At 64.3% G+C, this 14661-nt stretch carries 14 protein-coding genes and 1 pseudogene; 11 read left to right on the top strand and 4 right to left on the bottom strand.

Features of this window, described 5'->3' with window-relative positions:
- Positions 1-7 precede the first annotated feature (7 nt).
- Both AC1DIN_RS24940 and AC1DIN_RS24935 read left to right on the top strand, forming a co-directional pair.
- Positions 8-1213, top strand: a complete 1206-nt coding sequence (locus AC1DIN_RS24940; RefSeq protein WP_441473150.1) for an NAD(P)/FAD-dependent oxidoreductase — start codon at positions 8-10, stop codon at positions 1211-1213.
- 73 nt (positions 1214-1286) lie between these two features.
- A complete protein-coding gene (locus AC1DIN_RS24935) occupies positions 1287-2258 on the top strand; it encodes a M14 family metallopeptidase (protein ID WP_476765740.1) in 972 nt (323 codons plus the stop codon).
- Between the two features lie 9 nt (positions 2259-2267).
- Here AC1DIN_RS24935 and AC1DIN_RS24930 read toward each other — a convergent pair.
- Together AC1DIN_RS24930 and AC1DIN_RS24925 are read right to left on the bottom strand one after the other, a co-directional pair.
- Positions 2268-3152: pseudogene (locus AC1DIN_RS24930) on the bottom strand (sulfatase-like hydrolase/transferase).
- 579 nt (positions 3153-3731) lie between these two features.
- A complete protein-coding gene (locus AC1DIN_RS24925) occupies positions 3732-4193 on the bottom strand; it encodes a Ros/MucR family transcriptional regulator (RefSeq protein WP_476811700.1) in 462 nt (153 codons plus the stop codon).
- Between the two features lie 502 nt (positions 4194-4695).
- On the opposite strand from AC1DIN_RS24925, the gene AC1DIN_RS24920 reads away from it, so the two are divergent.
- Both AC1DIN_RS24920 and AC1DIN_RS24915 read left to right on the top strand, forming a co-directional pair.
- Positions 4696-4887: a hypothetical protein gene (locus AC1DIN_RS24920; RefSeq protein ID WP_441473153.1), complete on the top strand. Its 192-nt coding sequence runs from the start codon at positions 4696-4698 to the stop codon at positions 4885-4887.
- Between the two features lie 196 nt (positions 4888-5083).
- Positions 5084-5305: a hypothetical protein gene (locus AC1DIN_RS24915; protein ID WP_441473154.1), complete on the top strand. Its 222-nt coding sequence runs from the start codon at positions 5084-5086 to the stop codon at positions 5303-5305.
- A gap of 102 nt (positions 5306-5407) precedes the next feature.
- Here AC1DIN_RS24915 and AC1DIN_RS24910 read toward each other — a convergent pair whose 3' ends face one another.
- On the bottom strand, positions 5408-6157 hold the full coding sequence (locus tag AC1DIN_RS24910) for an SDR family oxidoreductase (RefSeq protein WP_476811716.1): 750 nt from the start codon (positions 6155-6157) through the stop codon (positions 5408-5410).
- 96 nt (positions 6158-6253) lie between these two features.
- Between AC1DIN_RS24910 and AC1DIN_RS24905 the strand changes: the two genes are divergently transcribed.
- Positions 6254-7156: an AraC family transcriptional regulator gene (locus AC1DIN_RS24905; protein WP_476811699.1), complete on the top strand. Its 903-nt coding sequence runs from the start codon at positions 6254-6256 to the stop codon at positions 7154-7156.
- A 73-nt stretch (positions 7157-7229) separates the two neighbouring features.
- Here the strand turns inward: AC1DIN_RS24905 and AC1DIN_RS24900 are convergent, their stop codons facing one another.
- On the bottom strand, positions 7230-7844 hold the full coding sequence (locus AC1DIN_RS24900; RefSeq protein WP_476811698.1) for a TetR/AcrR family transcriptional regulator: 615 nt from the start codon (positions 7842-7844) through the stop codon (positions 7230-7232).
- A 113-nt stretch (positions 7845-7957) separates the two neighbouring features.
- Between AC1DIN_RS24900 and AC1DIN_RS24895 the strand changes: the two genes are divergently transcribed.
- The 6 genes from AC1DIN_RS24895 (at position 7958) to AC1DIN_RS24870 (ending at position 13946) form a co-directional block, all read left to right on the top strand.
- The gene (locus AC1DIN_RS24895; RefSeq protein WP_441473157.1) at positions 7958-8842 is read left to right on the top strand and encodes a metallophosphoesterase; all 885 of its coding nucleotides are present in this window, start codon (positions 7958-7960) and stop codon (positions 8840-8842) included.
- 23 nt (positions 8843-8865) lie between these two features.
- Entirely contained in the window at positions 8866-10170 is a 1305-nt protein-coding gene (locus AC1DIN_RS24890; protein WP_476811697.1) for an ABC transporter substrate-binding protein, read from the top strand.
- Positions 10171-10246: 76 nt separating this feature from the next.
- Positions 10247-11212 (top strand): carbohydrate ABC transporter permease, encoded by a 966-nt coding sequence (locus AC1DIN_RS24885; RefSeq protein ID WP_476811696.1) that lies wholly within the window; start codon positions 10247-10249, stop codon positions 11210-11212.
- Complete coding sequence (locus AC1DIN_RS24880) at positions 11202-12089, top strand: carbohydrate ABC transporter permease (RefSeq protein WP_476765745.1); 888 nt, start codon at positions 11202-11204, stop codon at positions 12087-12089. The genes AC1DIN_RS24885 and AC1DIN_RS24880 overlap by 11 nt, the downstream gene beginning before the upstream one ends.
- Positions 12089-12823 carry a tyrosine-protein phosphatase gene (locus tag AC1DIN_RS24875; RefSeq protein WP_476811695.1) on the top strand — a complete coding sequence of 245 codons (735 nt, stop codon included), beginning with the start codon at positions 12089-12091 and terminating at the stop codon, positions 12821-12823. Before AC1DIN_RS24880 ends, AC1DIN_RS24875 begins: the two co-directional genes overlap by 1 nt.
- 1 nt (position 12824) lies before the next feature.
- Positions 12825-13946, top strand: coding sequence for an ABC transporter ATP-binding protein (locus tag AC1DIN_RS24870; RefSeq protein WP_476765746.1), 1122 nt, complete (start codon positions 12825-12827; stop codon positions 13944-13946).
- Positions 13947-14661: the final 715 nt, after the last annotated feature.

Below are 14661 nucleotides of genomic sequence, written 5' to 3'. Positions count from 1 at the left end.
TCGATCGATGTCCGATCACAACAGCGCCTCCGAAGTCGTCATCGTCGGCGGCGGGATCTACGGAACGAGCCTGGCTTACCGCCTGGCGAAGGCGGGCCGCAGCGTCACCTTGCTCGAAGCCGGCGAGATCGCCGGCGGAGCCTCCGGCGGGCCGGGCGAACGCGGCGTGCGCGCCTGCGGCCGCGACCTGCGCGAGCTGCCGATCTGCGCACTGGCGCAGGAGCTCTGGGCCGACTACCAGGCGAAGATCGAAGGCGGTGTCGGCTATCGGCGCGTCGGCGGCTTGAAGATCTACGACGTCTCCTATGGCCATCGCGAGCATGAGGTGCGCGGCCGCATGGAAGCTACGGCCGCCGCCCAGTCCAGCCTCGGCACGCCCTCCCAGGTGCTGTCGCGCGACGAGGCCCTGGCGCGCGAGCCGGAACTGGCGCCCGGCATCCTCGGCGCCATCTGGTGCCCGAATGACGGCGTCGGCGACCACAGCTTTGCGACCCGCCAGTTCGCCAAGGAGGCGGCAAAGGCCGGCGTCGTGATCCGCACGGGCGCGAAGGTCACCGAGATCGTGCAGAGCCGCGGCACGGTGACCGCGGTCAAGCTCTCCAGCGGCGAGAGCGTGCCGGTGGGATCGCAACTGGTCGTCGTGGCCAATGCCGGCGCTGAGGCGCTGCTGAAGCCGGTGCTGAAGCCGCATGAGCTCGGGCCGATCTGGAATCTGATGCCGCAGATGCATTTCGTCTCGAACCCGCTGAACAAGACGGTCAACCATCTGCTCTCGCACGCCCATCGCCGGCTCGCGGTGAAGCAACTGCCCGACGGCACGATCATGCTGTCCGGCGGCGCCCATGTCGGCCATACCCCGGAGGGGCTGTGGAAGGGCTCGCTCAGCTCGATGACGCAGAACATCACCGACGCGGTGCTGACCCTGCCCTTCATCGACAATTCCAGCTTCCTCAGCGTCGATGCCTCCCGGGTCGAGGCGGTAGCGGTCGACCAGATACCGCTGATCGGGCGGGCCGAGGCGCTGCCGAACCTGACCTATGGCTATGGCTGGTCGGGCCACGGCTTCGCGATTTCGCTCGGCTTCACCAAGCTGTTCGCGGACTGGATCCAGAGCGGCGAGAAGCCGGAGGCGCTCGAGCCGTTCTCGCCGCTGCGCTTCCACAAGCCGGCGGAGATGCTCAAGGCCGCCGCGCTCGGCCGCGCCGCCGCCTGAGCCTTCCTACGTGGCCCATGCCAACCAGCGGACGGGGGAAGACCCCATCCGCTGCAAGACAGGATTTGGATTCATGCTKACCGATTTCAACCCGGCCCGTCCGGGCAAGATCATCCAGGACCTCGGCCCGATCGCGGGGCCGCTGGAGGGGATCGCAGGGGATATCATCTGCTGCATCAACAATGGCGCGGGCGCTTCGGTGCTGCTGCTCGGCGGCATCCATGGCGACGAATACGAGGCGCAGATCGTGCTGCGCCGGCTGGCCGAACGGTTGACGCCCGCCGATGTCACCGGCCGCGTCATCATCATCCCCTCGCTGAACTTCCCAGCCGCGCAGAAGGGCAAGCGCCTCTCGCCCTTCGACGGCCAGAACATGAACCGCTGCTTCCCCGGCAAGGACGACGGTACGCCCACGGAACGGCTCTGCGCCTTCGTGACGAGGCGCCTCTTCCCCGCCGTCGACATTCTGATCGACGTCCATGCTGGCGGCGGCGACGTCTCGGTGGTGCCGATGGTCTTCGGCTTCGCGACGGAGAAGAGCGTCGTCGACGACACCCGCCTCAACCGGTTGATGGAAGCCTGGGGCTACCGCTTCGTCCAGCATGTCGACGGCATCGACGAGACGGCCTGCGGCGCGGCCAAGCTGGCCGACCTCGCCTCGATCGAGGTCGAGGGCGGAGGCGGCCGGATGAAGCCCGCCGAGCTGACGATCATGGAGGACGGCCTGCTGCGGGCATTGGCCGATTTCGGCGCCATCAGGCCGCAGCTCGCGCCGGCGCCGTTTTCAGGCGTGCATTTCACTGCGGGTCCGGAGGGGCAGTATCTCGCGCCGTGGCCGGCGCTGGTGGAGCATTGCGTCGCGCTCGGCGACAAGGTCGAGAGCGGGCAGCTCGTCGCCCGGCTACACCCGACCGGCGGCCGATCGGCAGCGGCGCTGGAGATCAAGGCGCCGATGCCGGGCTATATCCTGCGCCAAACTGAGCACGCCTTCGTCGCCAAAGGGCAGCTGATCGGGAACGTCGGCAGCCCAATCGATGCGACCTGAATGGTTGGTTCAGCGCGACGCGGAAGCGCCGTTGACAATCAGGACATTGGACCAGGGCGCCAAAAGTTGACGCGCGTTTGTGGCATCAGGAGGCGCGGCATAGGTGTGCCGATGCACATCTCCCGGCGCATTCTTGTAGGCCTCGATGTCCTGCTTAGGAGCGTGACAGGGAGCGTGCGGGGCAAGCGATGCAACGTGGAGAAACAGCGGCCCCGACGTGTCGTGCTTCTCAATGATGTTCACGGCCTCGTTGCCGATCAGTGTCGTGAAGTAACCGTCTTTCTCGACGAAATTGCGGTCCCGCTGCCAATCAATGATCCCGCCTCGCTCCTTGGAGAAATAGTCCACCTCGCCGACGAGGTTGCCGTAGAAGTGCTCGAAGCCGCGGCTCTGTGGCCAGTATTTCCGATCGGCATGGCCGAGGTGCCACTTGCCGACCATCGCCGTCTGATAGCCGACGTCCTTCAGGGCCTACGCCAGCGTGCGCTCGTCGGTCGCCAACCCAAAGGTATGGCTCGGAAAGATGACCAGCGTCTGCAAGCCGTATCGCATGGCATAACGGCCGGTCATCAGCTGCGCCCGTGACGGGGTGCAGACCGGCATTCCGTAAAAGGACTCCGCCCGTACGCCTTCGGCTGCGAGCTTGTCGATATTGGGGGTCTCGATGTCGCTGCCGCGGTAGCCAAGGTCTGCATTGCCGAGATCGTCGGCAAGGATGATGACGATGTTCGGCCTGTTGGCCTGCTGAGCCCAAGCGGAGTCCGCCAGGCCACCCGTGAGCACCGACGCCACCACCAAGGACGTGCCGCTCAAGAGAATGTCGCGCCGTCTGACGTCTTCACTGTTCGCCGCGACACCATCTTGCGGCTTTCCGAGGTGCTGGTCCTTATTCATGACGTGCGCACCCTTTCTCTTAATTTCTGGTGACGCATCGCCCACCACATGGCTCGTGGAGGCGTCCATCGGCTCCGCATGACGCGCGGCCGGACGACAGCGACAGCAATAATCGGGGGGCCGCCTTTATGCCGTGCGCGCTGCAGGGCTATTTTTTAACAGGGCGTCACGCGCGTTTATTAATCTGCATCAAGAAAGCCCGTCGCAACAATGAAGCGCCTCATCGATTGCGGTATTTCCGATACTAGAGGGTGATGTCACATTAACTTCGTGGAGAGGCTGGCCATTGCCAAGCTAGATGCCGTCGAGCATCAACCCGAAGCATCTTCTCCTGTTCAACCGATCCATACCGCCGACGACCCGGTTGCGGCAATGTATCAATGGTGGAACTGGATGCCATGGTTGCGGCGCGGCGGAAGGGGCATCCGATATCCGGCAGGGGTCAGTTGTCACGCACGCATCATAGCCCCGCGGGCCGAAGCCAGCGGGGACTTTTTTATTTCGGTTCTGAAGGCCATAGCAAGAGCGATCCGGACCCTTTCGACCTCGCTTGGTCAGGTTGGGTTGAGCTGGCCCATTTTACTTGGCTGTTGGAGCTTTTCGGCCGCCGCGAGTGGGCTTTGCGGGAGGCAGCGGCGCGGCTGCCTTCCGGCCAAGTCCCAGCGACTTCGCCAGTTTCGCTCGAGCTTCGGAGTAGTTGGGCGCTACCATCGGGTAATCGGACGGCAACCCCCACTTCGCGCGGTATTGCGCCGGTGTCAGTCCAAACTTAGAGGTCAGGTGGCGCCGCAGGGATTTGAATTTTTTCCCGTCCTCGAGACAGATCAACCAGTCAGGGGTGATCGACTTCTTGATCGGCACAGCGGGAACGAGCTTGACCTCCTCCGGGATCGGCTGTGACGCTTTGCCCAATCCTGTTAGAGCTGTGTGCGTCTGCTGGATCAATCCAGCGAGGTCAGACTGCGGCAAGCTGTTGTGCTGGACGTAGGCGGCCACGACCATTGCGGAGAGGCTAAGCAGTTCCGTGTTGCTATCAGTCATGGTTCCCTGCCAATATTCACTTGCGATAAGGTGGCTTTAGCAGATCGAGTCTGCGCGGCAACCTCTGCCGATAAGATCGTCGCGGATTCGATGTACGTAAAACTTTAGATTATCTCTTTCCCGGGCCTTACATGTCCGGTGGCAGCGTCCCGATGTTCGAAAGGGACCCCGAATGGAAACCGACTACGCGGCCACGCGCGCGCACTTAATCAAAGCCGCTCAGACCTTGGTGGCCGAAACGCAGGAGCATGATCGGCTGCGGCGCGCGATCGGTCTCTTGATGGAGGCGGTCGTGCGAACGGAGGCCGCCGATCGTCCGTCGAACGTAGTGCGATTTCCCAAGCCACCTGCTGAAATTCCTGCCGGTCCAGCGAGTCAACATGAGCTGCGAAAGAGGCCGTGTTCTGCGAGATCGACCGAGAGCTGAGCTGTAAGGCCGGTGTAAGTCGCAGGCTCCTATAACCGCCCCAACGACATCACACCCAGTCGAAAGGAGCCGGTCATGAACGAAGAACTCAACAACGTTGCCCTGAATGACGAAGACCTCGAGGCCATCAACGGCGGCGGCCTGTTCGATGAAGGAGGCCTGCTCCATTCCAAGGCGCTCGTGAAGCTCGGCGACACGCTGAGCTCCATGGGCAGCCTGATGAAGAACGCGTACTTCGGCGATCACCTCGTCCACTACGACGACTAAGCGGATAGCTGGGGGATGCCTATTCTGTTGAGAACCGCCTGGTCGTCCAAGTGGTCGAATATGCGGCGTATCAAAGGACGGCCGCACCAAGCTTGGCCCGGTCTCCGAAAAGGGGCCGGCTTAGCATTTGACATTGCCATGTCGAAGCAGCGCGCTAATTTTTCCTCCGTCCATTATCGTTACGGAGGTGGGAGTTATGCCATTCTCATCGCTGAGTGATCCTGTCGACCTCGCTCGGGCGCAGGGGGCCTTGGAGGCTGCTTGGAACGAAGTCAGAGACAGCATTCCCGATGCCTTTGACGAGCGAGAACGTGTCAGGCTGGCCTATATCGTTGCCGCGCTGGTAGCTGTCGCGGAGGATGAGGACGAGCTGAGGGACCGGGCGATCGAACGGTACCGACAATCAAAAGCGGCTTGAACGTAAGCCCGCCGGCATCGTCGATGGATTGTTGCGCTGAAAGGCCACGATGGCGGCAAGGTCGTTTAAGCCGCGCCGCCTTTCGTTATCTCAGGGCGGTTCTCAGCCCGGGAGGGCTTGCGCCAGGGCTATGGCGTCGGGGCCTGCGGGAAACCGGAGCTGCCCAGAGACGTCGTTGACCGCCTGCCAGACAGCTTCTGCCACATCGGTCTCCTTCGTCACCATTGCCGGCTTTGCGAACGCCTCGAAAATCGGGGCAGCAAAGGCGGCATAGGCTTCCGGAATCAGATCCTCGATGCGCACATTGGTGTTCTGCGCGAAGCGTGTCGTCGGCCCGTAGCCCGGCTCGACCAGCTTGGCCCGGACGCCGAAGTGTCCAAGTTCGTGCGCCAGGGACCCCGTGAAGCCTTCGATGGCCTGCTTGCTCGCGGTGTAGGCTGCTGCCAGCGGCATAGCGGCAAGCGTCACGCTCGATGTCACGTTGACGACGACGCCCGAGCGGCGCGCGCGGAACTGCGGGATGATTGCCTGCGTCATCGCCATCACGCCGAACGTGTTGGTCTCGAAGACCTTGCGCACATGCGACATGGGCGTGGCCTCGAAGGCACCCACCACACCGATCCCGGCATTGTTGACGAGGGCGTCGATTGGGCCGCTCGCTTCAAGGACAGCAGCGATGCTTTCGGAACGGGTGACATCGAGCGGCAGCACGCGCAGCCGGTCCGACTTCGGCAGGATGCCTTCGCGCGGATTCCGCATGGTGGCGATGACGGTCCAGCCTTGGGCATGGAAGTGGCGCGCGGTCTCCTGGCCATAGCCTGACGAGCAGCCGGTGATGAGCACGGTTTTCATAAGGAGGATCCTCTTTCGTGTTGACGATAGAGAAATAGCCTCCACAATCAGGACTATCATCAATCATAAGTCCGAGATTAGTTTTCGAAAGTCCGAATGCCTGATCCACTCACTCAGTTCATTGAATTGCTGCGACCGCGCGCGGTCTTCTCCAAAAGCATCAGCGGCGCAGGTTGCTGGGCCGTTCGATATTCCGCCTTCGGCCAACCAGGCTTCTGTGCCGTCCTAGAGGGCAGATGCCGCCTTGCGGTCGATGGAGAGCAGCCTGTCACGCTTGAGAACGGTGATTTCGTGTTGCTGCCGGCAACGCCAGCCTTCACCATGTCGGGCTTCGAGCGGGCGACGCCAAAGCGCATCGATCCCAAAGCGACGCCTGCCCCGACGGAGGAGGTCCGGCATGGCCGCCCCGATGGCCCGCCCGATGTCCGCCTGCTCGGTGGCTATTTCGAATTCGGTTCGCCGGATAGCGCTCTGCTGGTGTCGCTGCTGCCGACGATCGCGCACATCCGCGGCGTCGAGAGGCTGTCCACGCTTGTGCGGCTCGTCGGCGAGGAGGCGAACGCAGAGAATGTCGGACGCGACCTCGTTCTGGCCCGTCTCGTCGAAGTGCTGCTGATCGAAGCGCTTCGCTCGTCGCAAGGAAAGGATACGCCGCCCGGCCTGCTGCGCGGACTGTCGGACGCACGCGTCGCAAAGGCATTGCGCGATATGCACGACGATCCGCAACGCGCCTGGACGGTAGTCGAACTCGCCAATGCGGCGGGAATGTCGCGCTCCGCCTTCTTCGACCGCTTCGCGCGCACGATCGGGCTTCGTCCGATGGAATATCTTCTCGCCTGGCGCATGGCTGTGGCGAAGGACATTCTGCGCGGCCAGGATGTTGCGCTGGACGAAGTCGCCAAGCGTGTCGGCTATGGTTCCGCGAGCACGTTCAGCACGGCCTTCAGCCGCCACGTCGGCCAGCCACCGGGTCGATATGCGCGAATGGAGCTCAGGTAACGACTCGTAGCATCCGCCGTCGCAATATTTGTCGATGTGTCGGGCCGGAACGCCCGAGTGCGCCTAGGCGCGGTCAATCCTTGCCGGCCATCGTGGGCTCGGCAGCGATCGCCGACCAGCACATCGCTGCGAGCTGCCGGCGCCTTTCCGGGCTGAGCTCTTCGCCGCGGGCGCGCATCCATTTCAGGGTGTTGCGCAGCCCGCCACCGATGAACGCGCCCATGTCGTGGCTACCGAAGTCGCGCAGCACGCCGGCCTCGCGGGCATCCCGGATGACGCCGTTGGTGAAGGCTGTGACGGGTGCGAAGATCTGCAGCATCTCGGCCGCCGGAACGAGCGGCACATTCGAGAGATATTCGAACAGCAGCGCCCGGTCGGCATCCGCCCAGATGAACGCGATATAGTCCTCGATATAGCGGCGCAGCCGCGCCTCGGGGGCGGCTGCGCCATCATGCTCGACGATCAGCGCCGCGGCGACGGCCTCGGTCAGTTGCGCATAGACGCCGCGGATCAGGACGTCCTTCGACTTGAAGTAGGTGTAGAGCGAGCCGGTGGCGACGCCCGCCGTCGCGGCGATTTCCGCCATCGAGCATTGCAAGCCATTGCGCACGATCAGCGTGGCGGCCGCGGCGAGGATTCGCTCGCGCTTGTCGAAAACGATGGCATCCATGATTGAATGAACGTTCATTCGGTTGTCATGATGCCTAGGTAGCGGTGCCGCCGTCCTCGCGCAAGAGCGAATACGCGGCCTCCGGCAAGCGTGTCCGTCTGCGCCCCCTCGATTTGACGCAGAGCTCCGCCATGTCGCACCCGCTGACCTTCGTCCACCTCACCGACCTGCATATCGGCGACCCGGCCGTGCAGGACGACCATCTCTATTCCGACACCTCCGCCACGCTGCGGGCGATCCTCGCCGATGTTAAGCGCGTCGAGCCGAAGCCAAGCTTCGTGATCGCCAGCGGCGACCTGACCAATCGCGGCGACATCGGCAGCTACGAGCAGCTCAAGGCCATCCTGGCCGAGGCTGCGCTCGACCTGCCGGTGCTCTTCACCCTCGGCAACCATGACAAGCGCCAGGGTTTCTACCCGGCCATGCTCGGCCGGACCGAGGACCTGTCCGCGCCTTACGACCATTCTGCCGTGATCGACGGCGTCCATGTCATCCTCGTCGACACCAGCACGCCCTATAAGATCGGCGGGCATTTCGAACCGGGCCAGCTCGACTGGCTGGCGGCGGAGCTCGACCGCGAGCCCGAGTTGCCGAAGCTGATCGCAATGCACCACGCGCCGGCACTCGACGCCGACCAGCCGGATCTGGAGTGGGAGGCCCTCTCCTTCGCCGATACGGAAGCGCTGCGCGCGCTGCTAGACGGCCGCAGGAACGTACTCGGCATCCTCTCCGGCCATATCCATTACGATCGCGTCAGCAACTGGCACGGCATCCCGGTCATCGTCGGCATCGGCCAGCACGCCGCCACCGACGTGCTGCGCCTGCACGAGGAGCTGCGCATGGTCTCCGGCGCCTCCTTCGCGATCGGGACCGTCCGTCCCTCGGGGCTGACGATCTCCTTCGTGCCGCAGCCGGCCGAGCGCCGCGAGCTCAAGGTCCACAGCTTCTCGGGCATGGCCGAGATCATCAAGCGCTACGAGGCCGAGGCCCACGCCGCGGCGCTGGCTGCTGAATGACCTTCCCCAGAGGAACCATGATCATGAACGCCAGGTCTTTCCTGCAGGGCGCTCTCGCGCTCCTGGCTGCGGGCGCCATCTTTCCGGCGCTCGCCCAGCCCGTGCCAACGACCGTCGACCGCCCGGTGACGATCAGCTACTACAACTATAACCTCGCCTCGGCCGGCAACGGCGCCGAGGCGACCAAACGGCTGATCGCCCAATTTGAAGCCGCCAATCCCAACATCAAAGTCGAGCCGGTCGGCGCGAGCTCCTTTGAGCTGACCAGCCGCGTGCAGGCCGACGTCGCCGCCGGCCGCATCCCGGACGTCGTGCAGCTGGTGTTCTCCGACCTCGCCTTCGGCGTCGACAATCTCGGCGTCGCGGCGCTCGAGGACATCGTGCCGGAGGATGAGCGCAAGGCGCATTTCGCGGGGATGTCGCCCAACGGGCTGAAGCTCGGCATGATGAACGGCAAGACCTACGGCCTCGCCTACACCTTCTCGACCCCGGTGCTGTTCTACAACGCCGACCTGTTCAAGGCAGCGGGCCTCGACCCCGACAATCCGCCGAAGACCTGGGCGGAGGTCAAGACCGCGGCGCTCGCCATCACCAGGAAGACCAAGGCGGCCGGCATCGCGACCGGCATCTTCGGCCCCTCGGCCGGCGACTGGCTGTTCCAGGGCGTGCTGCGCTCCAATAATGGCAGCCTGCTGACGCAGGACCGCAAGACGCTCTCCTTCGCCGAGCCGGCCTCGGTCGAGGCCGTTGCAATGCTGCGCGACCTCTATGAGAGCGGCGCCTACACCAATCTGGAGATCGACGCGGCGATGGAAGGCATGGCCGCCGGCAATATCGGCATGTACCTGCAGACCTCCGCCATCCAGGGCTTCCTGATCCGCGGCGCGCAGGGCAAGTTCGACTTGCGCGCTTCGACGATGCCGCGCTTCGGCGAGAAGCCGCAGCGCCCGAACAACTCGGGCAGCGCGCTGGTGATCCTCAGCCGCGATCAGCTCAAGCGCCGCGCCGCCTGGGAGCTGATGAAGTTCATGACCTCGAAGGAGGCCTATACCGTCATCACCTCCCAGATCGGCTACCTGCCGCTGCGCACCGACATCGTCGACGATCCGCGATATCTCGGCGACTGGGTCAAGAAGCATCCGCTGATCAAGCCCAATCTCGAACAGCTCGCGATGCTGGAGCCCTGGGTCTCCTTCCCTGGCCCGAACTACCGCCAGATCCAGAAGATGATGATGGAAGGTGCGGAGATGGCCGTGTTCGGCGGCATGAAGCCTGCCGAGGCCATGAAGGCTGCACAGGACGGTGCCCAGGCCCTGATGCCGCACTGATCAACGACGACGCCGGCCCAGCTTGCGCTGGGCCGTGCTCACAAGACGTCTTTCACCCCCATTATCGAGAGCCCCGATGTCGGACGCCACGTTGAGCGGCCCCATGCAGGCCCCGTCGCAACCCCGGCGCCTGGCCCGTCTTGCCGCGCCAACCCGGCGCGCCTCGGCCGGGCGGATTGCGCCCTGGCTCTATCTGGCGCCAGCAGTCGTTACGCTGATCCTCTGGATCTACTGGCCGCTGCTCGATGCCTTCCGGCTCAGCTTCTTCCGCTGGAACATGCTGCCGGGCGCGCCGATGACCTTCGTCGGCTGGACGAACTACCAGAACATCTTCGCCCTGCCGAAGTTCTGGCTGGCGCTGCGCAACACCGGCATCTACATCCTCGGCCTTGTGCCGCTCGCCGTCATCATCCCGGTGGCGGTCGCGATCTACACGCACGACCTGCCGGCCCGCTCCCGCAACATCTATCGCGCCATCATCTTCGTGCCGATGATCATCGCTCCCGTGGTCKCCGCCGCGGTCTGGCGCTGGCTGCTCGATCCCGGCCACGGCATGGTCAACGAAGCGATCACGCTCTTCGGCTTCCGCCCCGTCCGCTTCCTGCAGGATCCTGCCGTCGCGATCTGGACCATTATCGTCCTGACGGGCTGGAAGCTGATCGGTTTCTCGACGCTGATCCTCTCGGCCGCCAACGCCAACATCAACCCGTCGCTGATCGAGGCCGCGCGCATGGACGGGGCCTCGAAATGGGAGATCATCCGCGACATCCGCCTGCCGCTGCTGCGTTCGACCATCCTCTTCCTGACGCTGATGACGATCCTGCTCGGCGCGCAATGGAGCTTCTCCTACATCCACGTGCTGACCGGCGGCGGGCCGCTCGGGTCCACCACCAATATCTTCTACATTCTCTGGGATTTCGGCTTCTCCACCCTCTCGGTGGGCTGGAGTTCGGCTGCGGCCGTCATCCTCTTCCTCGGCTTCGGCGCGCTCGCCTTCGTGCTCTTCCGCCTGATGGACAGGTACTCCTTCCATGACAACTGACGCGATGACGCTCACGCCGGCGCGGCCGTTGCCGAGGCCGGCCCGCCGCCCGCGCAAAGTGAAAGCGGGCTGGGGCTGCAACACCGCCGCCGGCCATCTGGTGATGGTGGTGCTGGCGATCTTCTGCCTGTTCCCGGTCTACTGGATGATCGTCTCGTCGCTGCGCCCGGCGAACGCGATCTTCGAGACCACGCTCTGGCCGAGCACGGCCTCGCTCGACAACTACGCCTATGCGCTGAAGGCGATCCCGATCCTGCGGATGCTGATCAATACGCTGGTGGTCGCCGCCACCGTCACGGTCGTGCAGCTCTTCACCGGGCTCCTGGCGGCCTATGCCTTCGCCCGCTGGCGCTTTCCCTTCGACAAGCTGATCTACACGCTGATCGCGCTGACCTGGCTCGTGCCCTTCCAGGTGGTGATGATCCCGAACTATCTGCTCGTCGCCAATCTCGGCCTGCTCGACAATCTCTTGGCGCTGATCCTGCCGCATTTCGCCGCGGCGCTCGCCATCCTCCTGCTGGCACAGTCGATGCGTTCCTTCCCACGCGAGGTGCTGGAAGCGGCACGGATGGACGGAGCCCGGAGCTGGCGCATCCTGTGGGAGATCGTCACGCCCAATCTGCGCGGCACCATCGCCTCGCTGGCGATCCTGATCTTCATCTCGACCTGGAACGAATATTTCTGGCCGCTGCTGCTCTCGCGCTCGCCGCAGAACAGCGTCGTCCAGATCGGCATCCAGATGTTCATGAGCTCGGAGGGCACGCAATGGGGCCCGCTGATGGCCGCCTCGACCATGGCCAGCCTGCCGATCCTCGTCATCTACGTCGTCCTGCAGCGGCAGGTGATCCAGTCCTTCATGAAATCCGGAATCCGATGATGCCCGTCAGCCAACGCCATCTGCCGGTCCCCGGCACCTTCAATATCCGCGATCTCGGCGGCTATGCCGCCGGTCCAGGGGAGACGCGCTGGCGCCGCATCCTGCGCGCCGACGGCCTGCACCATCTCGACGAAGTCGGCATGGCCGTGCTGATGAGAGAGGGCGTCACCACCGTCATCGACCTGCGGCACGATCACGAGCTGGAAAGCCGGCCCAACCCCTTCCACGCGCATCCGGCTATCGCCTATCACAATGTCTCGCTGTTCGAACGGCTGGCGCCCGGCGACCTATCCGCCGGCGACGTCCTGCTCGATCTCTACATCCAGGCGCTCACCACCCGGCATGCAGCGCTTTCGCAGGTGCTGACGCTGATCGCCGAGGCGCCGCAGGGCGTCGTGCTGTTCCACTGCACCGCCGGCAAGGACCGCACCGGCCTCATCGCCGCGCTGCTGCTGGCACTGGCCGGCGTTGAGACGGAGACCATCCTCGACGACTACGCCCTGACCAAGCGGATGATCGCGCCGCTGCTCGATCGGCTGATCGCGGAGGCCGAGGAGCGCGGAGCGGATATCGCGGCCTTGCGCCCGTTGCTCGCCTGCGAGCCGCGGACCATGGCGGCCACCATCTCACATATCGGCGATAATCACGGCTCGGTCGAAGCCTATCTGCTCGCGATCGGCCTCACCGACGCCACTATCGCCGCGCTGAAGACGCGCCTGCTGGAGGATGCCTGACATGGCCCAGCTTTCCCTTTCCGGGCTCCGCAAGAGCTATGCCGGCAAGCAGGTCCTGCACGGCGTCGACGTCGAAATCGATCAGGGCCAGTTCGTCGTCATCGTCGGCCCGTCCGGCTGCGGCAAGTCCACCTTGCTGCGCATGATCGCTGGACTGGAGGACATCACCGAAGGTGAGATCGCGATCAACGGCCAGATCGTCAACGATCTCGACCCGGCCGATCGCGGCTGCGCCATGGTCTTCCAGAACTATGCGCTCTATCCCCACATGACGGTCGCCGAGAACATCGCCTACCCGCTCAAGATCGCGCGGATTCCCAAGCCCGAGCGGGGGCGGCGCGTACGCGAGGCAGCCGCGATCCTCGACCTCTCGGATTATCTCGACCGCCGCCCGGTCCAGCTCTCGGGCGGGCAGCGTCAGCGCGTCGCCATGGGCCGGGCGATCGTCCGCGAGCCGCAGCTCTTCCTCTTCGACGAGCCGCTCTCGAACCTCGACGCCAAGCTCAGGGTCTCGATGCGCATCGAGATCAAGCGCCTGCACAAGCGGCTGAAAGCCACCTCGATCTTCGTGACCCACGATCAGGTCGAGGCGATGACGCTCGCCGATACGCTGATCGTGATGAATGGCGGCCGGGTCGAGCAAATCGGCGCACCGGCGGAGATCTACGACAGGCCGGCCTCGACCTTCGTCGCCGGCTTCATGGGCGCGCCTGCGATGAACCTGCTGCCAGCGACGGTCATCGAGCCGGGGCGCATCGGCATCGACGGCGTCCCTGGCTCCTCGATCCAGATCGCGAGCTGTGACGCGACACCGGGGACGAAGCTCACCTTCGGCATCCGGCCCGAGGATATCCTGGTCGCGACGAGCATCGATGGCAGCACGCTCTCTGGCACGGTCGATCTCGTCGAAGAACTCGGGAGCAGCCGCGCAGCCTATTGCTCGGTCGGGCCGCATGAGGTGGCCGTCATCCTACCTAAGGGTTGCACTTATGACCACGCCGGAGCGCTCGCTTTGACGATTCCGGCAGGGGCCGCCCACCTCTTCGATGCAGCAAGCGGGTTTCGCCTGCGGTCGACGGGCGAGCTGCGGCTCTCTGGGGCAGGAGAAAGCGTCGCTGCTTGACCGGCTTCGAGAAGGGCCGTGATTACTTGCCTTTTCGGGCTTGCGCTGACAGCGGAGCTGCCCATTCAAGCATTGTCCCGGACATTGCCTGCTGTTTCGTGTTGCGCCAGTTGATCGGCAACACTTCATCGATGGTCGAGCAGCGCAGGCGAAATCGGCGCAAGCCGAAATCCTACGGATGATCGCGCTCACGAATTGGCTCCGCCAGAGAGAAGGCCAACTGTTGCGCGCCATCTGCAGACGTTGAGGCGCTGCCAGACACCGGACGTTGCCGATCGACTGAGATCGCGTTTGATCACGCCCCATGCGGACGTTTCGTCAGGCACCAAGTGTCTTCCCGTGGCTTTCCGCGCTGGGAAGCCTGATCGACGCTGATCAACCGCACCGGCCCCCGCTGTTCAAGACAGATGGCGCGACATAAGTCCGAATGCAGGCGGTTCCGAGCCGCAGGGTTTGGCGCGAGATGGCAAGACTTGCCTCCGTGAGCCGATACGAGATGGCGAGACGGAAGCGCGGTCGCCAATTGGTGCTGTCGGTGCCTGTCGAGATTGCGCGGACTAACGGAGGATAGGGTGAGCGGCGGGACGTGCGGGGCATCGGACGAGCATTCGGAACTCTCGCAACACCACAGCGGGCTATCCGGCATCACCGACGCCGACGCGCCGATTATTCGCGCTGAGCCTGAAGGGAGTGGCGGACCAATGCTGAGGATGCG

It is taken from the genome of Allobosea sp. 05T438 (assembly GCF_056396025.1).
Note: the sequence above shows the minus strand (reverse complement) of the source record. Positions and strands in the feature narration are given on the sequence as shown.

Bases quoted from the DNA above. Each gene is read 5' to 3' on its own strand.
- AC1DIN_RS24940 (WP_441473150.1), top strand. From the start codon at position 8: ATGTCCGATCACAACAGCGCCTCCGAAGTCGTCATCGTCGGCGGCGGG.
- AC1DIN_RS24925 (WP_476811700.1), bottom strand. From the start codon at position 4,193: ATGACTGATAGCAACACGGAACTGCTTAGCCTCTCCGCAATGGTCGTG.
- AC1DIN_RS24920 (WP_441473153.1), top strand. From the start codon at position 4,696: ATGAACGAAGAACTCAACAACGTTGCCCTGAATGACGAAGACCTCGAG.
- AC1DIN_RS24915 (WP_441473154.1), top strand. From the start codon at position 5,084: ATGCCATTCTCATCGCTGAGTGATCCTGTCGACCTCGCTCGGGCGCAG.
- AC1DIN_RS24910 (WP_476811716.1), bottom strand. From the start codon at position 6,157: ATGAAAACCGTGCTCATCACCGGCTGCTCGTCAGGCTATGGCCAGGAG.
- AC1DIN_RS24905 (WP_476811699.1), top strand. From the start codon at position 6,254: ATGCCTGATCCACTCACTCAGTTCATTGAATTGCTGCGACCGCGCGCG.
- AC1DIN_RS24900 (WP_476811698.1), bottom strand. From the start codon at position 7,844: ATGAACGTTCATTCAATCATGGATGCCATCGTTTTCGACAAGCGCGAG.
- AC1DIN_RS24895 (WP_441473157.1), top strand. From the start codon at position 7,958: ATGTCGCACCCGCTGACCTTCGTCCACCTCACCGACCTGCATATCGGC.
- AC1DIN_RS24890 (WP_476811697.1), top strand. From the start codon at position 8,866: ATGAACGCCAGGTCTTTCCTGCAGGGCGCTCTCGCGCTCCTGGCTGCG.
- AC1DIN_RS24880 (WP_476765745.1), top strand. From the start codon at position 11,202: ATGACAACTGACGCGATGACGCTCACGCCGGCGCGGCCGTTGCCGAGG.
- AC1DIN_RS24875 (WP_476811695.1), top strand. From the start codon at position 12,089: ATGCCCGTCAGCCAACGCCATCTGCCGGTCCCCGGCACCTTCAATATC.
- AC1DIN_RS24870 (WP_476765746.1), top strand. From the start codon at position 12,825: ATGGCCCAGCTTTCCCTTTCCGGGCTCCGCAAGAGCTATGCCGGCAAG.